The sequence below is a fragment of the Candidatus Bathyarchaeia archaeon genome (genome assembly GCA_038883335.1).
Taxonomy (GTDB): Archaea; Thermoproteota; Bathyarchaeia; order Hecatellales; family Hecatellaceae; genus JAVZMI01.
The window spans coordinates 20273-24167 of sequence record JAVZMI010000013.1 but is presented as its reverse complement, the minus strand read 5'-3'; the positions used below and the strand labels follow the sequence as shown (position 1 = coordinate 24167).

General features: G+C 46.6%; 4 protein-coding genes. 3 read left to right on the top strand and 1 reads right to left on the bottom strand.

The genetic code is table 11. From position 1 onward, the window contains the following. Positions 1-231: 231 nt before the first annotated feature. A complete protein-coding gene (gene uppS, locus QXJ75_06225) occupies positions 232-1056 on the top strand; it encodes a polyprenyl diphosphate synthase (protein ID MEM3737659.1) in 825 nt (274 codons plus the stop codon). On the opposite strand, the gene QXJ75_06220 is transcribed toward uppS, so the two are convergent. Next, positions 1053-2105, bottom strand: a complete 1053-nt coding sequence (locus QXJ75_06220; protein ID MEM3737658.1) for a Xaa-Pro peptidase family protein — start codon at positions 2103-2105, stop codon at positions 1053-1055. The genes uppS and QXJ75_06220 overlap by 4 nt on opposite strands. 149 nt (positions 2106-2254) lie before the next feature. Between QXJ75_06220 and yjjX the strand changes: the two genes are divergently transcribed. After that, a complete protein-coding gene (yjjX, locus tag QXJ75_06215; protein ID MEM3737657.1) occupies positions 2255-2821 on the top strand; it encodes an inosine/xanthosine triphosphatase in 567 nt (188 codons plus the stop codon). Positions 2822-2933: 112 nt separating this feature from the next. Further along, on the top strand, positions 2934-3895 hold a 962-nt coding region (locus QXJ75_06210; GenBank protein MEM3737656.1), incomplete at its 3' end, for an AAA family ATPase.

Here is a 3895-nt window from a genome sequence, read left to right as displayed (position 1 = left end):
TTAAAGAAAGCTCTTGAACTCAGAGAGGCTATAAGCAAAGAGGCGGAAGGGAAACTGCGGCGAGGGGACAAACTTACCTTCGACGAGTTTAAGATTCTAATCGAGCAGGGCAAGATCTAATCCACTATAAATTAACTAAATGATCAAACTCGGAAACATTGGTTCTGTGTGTATGTGAAAAAAACTTTTATCAACTAGGAATTAGCTAGTGTTGCCTTATAGTGTACACCAATGGGTTTTAAATGTAAGCTACTTCACGCTGCTCAAGGATTCATTGAGTTTTGCGTAACTAATCGACTGGCGGTAAAGGTCTATGAAGGGATTCTGTGGAATCAGATAAAGGGAGGTCAAATACCCGGCCATATCGGAGTGATACTGGATGGCAACCGCAGGTGGGCTCTGGAGCAGGGCTACTCTACAGCTGAGGGGCATGACGCAGGTGCAAGGAAGGTTGAAGAGTTTCTAGACTGGTGCCAAAAGATTGGCGGAATAAAAACGGTGACGATATATGTTCTCTCAACTGAGAACTTTTGCCGTAGTGAGGAAGAGCTTGCAGAGATACTTGCGTTACTGAACAGGTATCTGAAAGCCATGAGAGAAGATGAGCGAATTCACAAAAGCCGCATTAGGGTTAGAGTGATAGGTAGAGTCGAGATGTTGCCTCCGGACGTACAGGAGAATATAAAGCAACTTCACGAAGCGACAAAAGATTATGATAATTATTACTTAAATCTCGCTGTGGCGTACGGTGGCAGGGCGGAGATAGTTGATGCGGTAAAGAAGATAGCTACTAGAATAGAGAGGGGTGAGTTGTCTTCCACTACGCTTGATGAGAAGGTTATAGAAAGCCACCTATACACAAGCTTCCTTCCAAATCCTCACCCAGACCTTATAATTAGAACCTCAGGAGAGGAGAGGTTAAGCAACTTCTTGCTTTGGCAGGCTGCTTACAGTGAACTCTGCTTCTTAGATGTCTATTGGCCCTCTTTTAGGAAGATCGACCTTATGCGGGCTATAAGAGTATACCAGCTGAGACGTAGGCGTTTTGGCGTCTAATAGACGAGTTTCTCACAAGATGTCAAGACCTCTAAACCTCCCTTATGCACCGCAACTGTATCCTCAATCCTGACACCAAACTTTCCTTCTATGTAAACGCCAGGCTCGACCGTCACGACACTCTCCTCTTCAATCAAATCTTTACTATTCACGCCTAATCTAGGGGGCTCATGAATGTCTATGCCCACGCCGTGCCCGAGGCCATGCAGCATATACCGAGCGTAACCATATCTGCGGAGGACAGCCCTAGCCAGCGCGTCAACTTCGCCACCACACATACCTATCTTCATTTCCGAGAGGACGAATTCTTGAGCTGAGCAAACCGCCCTGTAAACATTAGCTTGGTCGGGTGAAGGCTGCCCCACGAAGGCTGTTCTACTTATATCAGACCGGTACCCCGCATACATGGCGCCAATATCCAGTATAACTGCGTCACCCTCCGCAAGCTTCCTGTCACCGCACAGGCCGTGTGGCCAAGCTGATCTTCGACCTGAACTCACGATCGTTTCGAACGCAACACCTTCTGAACCTTCTTTGCGCATAGTATACTCAGCTTCAGCGGCAATCTCATACTCTCTCACACCAGCCCTGAGAGACTCTAAAGCTGCCTTCATTCCCGCCACGGAGATTCGAGCTGCTTGCCTAAGAAGCTGAAGTTCTAGTGAGTCTTTCACCCTTCTAAGCCTCCAAGCGACCTCAGGCTTCAGCGTCAACTTTGCACCACTCAACTCAGTCTTTAAAGACAGATACCAGGATGCCGGCAACTCGTCGAGACATACTTTTTTAATATTCAGCTTTCTGAGCTCGGCTGAGGCTTTTTTGACAAGTTCACTACCTGAACTGACTGACTTGATGACGCAGCCCTTTGCATACTCTTTGACTAGAGTGTAGTTCATTCTGTGAACTAGGAGTATAGGTCTAGACTCCAATGTTAGGATTAGGAGGAGAGGCGCGTTGACAGACTCGCGGTATCCGGTTAGATAATAAATCGTGGAGGGCGAAGTAATAACATAGCAATCCATGCGTTCATTCTCCATCTCAGCTCTCATAGATTTGATCCGGCGTTCAACGGGAAAGATAGTACCGTAGTTACCGCTCAATTAAGACCCAGCCTTTAGGCGTGTGTTAAACTCACTTCAACAACTTATAAATAAAAAGTTCACTATTCTGCGTATGGATCAACGCGATGTTCCCTGAAATGTCTAATAAAGTTACGGTAGCGTTGGCGTCAACGAATCCTGTGAAAATTAAGGCTACCTTTAATGTTTTTAAGATGTTCTACGAGGAGGTCAAGGTTATCCCACTTGATATATGGCGTGGCGTGAGGCATCAACCTATAGGGATTAATGAGATCGTGCAAGGAGCAGTTGAAGGGGCGAGAGAATCAATACGCAAAAAGGATAATGCGTCCTTCGGTGTTGGTATAGAGGCTGGGTTGATTATCTTACCATACTCATCAACGGGGTATGGAGACCAACAGTTCGCAGCTATAATCGATAGGAAAGAAGTCTTGACGATTGGCGGGGGAGCTGTATTCGAGTATCCTCCAGCGGTTACGGAGCTAGTCCTCACCGAAGGAGTGGAAGTCGGGTTTGTCATGGAGAAGTTAGCTGGGATAAAGTCTCTGGGAAGGAAGCAGGGGGCGATAGGCTATCTTTCCCACGGCATTCTTGATAGGGTTAAACTCACAGAGCAGGCTGTGTTGATGGCTATTATACCCCGCCTTAATGAGGATTTATACTTTTCAGCGACTAGAAAAAATTAAAAGGGGAATATGACCAGAACAATTGCTATACGAGGGTGTGGGCAATACCCGACTCAGGTACTGGGTTAACTGGTTTGCTATCTAAATAAACTTATGGGGGCATTACCAGTCAGTGGTTTTCATTAGAAAATTAGAACTACACGGATTTAAAACCTTCCCGAAGAGGACCTCTATCGTCTTCGACGCAGGGTTAAATGTCATCATAGGCCCTAACGGCTGTGGCAAAACGAACATTATTGATGCTATCCAGTTTGTCCTTGGAGAGTTGAGCGCGCGAAATCTCAGAGCGTCGAATCTCTCATCTTTGCTGTTCCACGGAAATAGCGAGATCCCTAAGGCTACGCATGCAGCGGTCTCTATTCATTTTGAAAATTCCGACAGGAGACTTCCAGTAGACACAGACATAGTTGCACTCTCCCGCTATATTAGTTCGGATGGTGTAAGCACGTATAGAATAAATGGTAAGAGGTGTTCTCGAGGGAACATTGTTGACGTTTTAGGGGTAGCCGCCTTGACAGGTGGGATGAACATTATCTTGCAAGGGACTGCGATGAGGATAGCTGACTACTCGCCTGAGGAGAGGAGGAAGAATATAGAAGCCATCGTCGGGATTGCGGAGTACGACTTGAAGAAGGAGAAAGCCCAAAATGAGTTGAGAGAGGCTGATACGAACCTAAAGGTAGCTGCAGGAACCTACGTCGAGGTTAGGAAGAGACTAGTAGAACTCGAAAGGGAGAGGAACGACTTCCTCCGTTACAGTTACCTAAAGAGAGAGTTGAATAGACTGAAGGCTGTGAGGTTATCCCACAGATTAGGTGAGCTACGTACGAGCATGCAGAAGCTCAGCGCAGAAATTACAAGCAGAGAGGTTGAGCTCAGGGAGGCAAAAAGGAGACATGAGGAGCTAGAAGAGAAGAGATTAGAGAAGGAGAAGGAGTGGCGGGAGTACGCCGACAAAGTTTTGGATAGGGGAGGTGAGCAACTCTTCACACTCCAATCGGAGATAGGTAAACTAAACTCGGAGATAACGGGTCTCAGAACGACCCTCTCCTCCTCGAAGATAAGCCTCCAATC

What these genes read in the sequence shown, in the direction of transcription:
- QXJ75_06220 (MEM3737658.1), bottom strand. Translation starts at nt 2,105, where the DNA reads ATGAGAGCTGAGATGGAGAATGAACGCATGGATTGCTATGTTATTACT.
- yjjX (MEM3737657.1), top strand. Translation starts at nt 2,255, where the DNA reads ATGTCTAATAAAGTTACGGTAGCGTTGGCGTCAACGAATCCTGTGAAA.
- uppS (MEM3737659.1), top strand. Translation starts at nt 232, where the DNA reads ATGGGTTTTAAATGTAAGCTACTTCACGCTGCTCAAGGATTCATTGAG.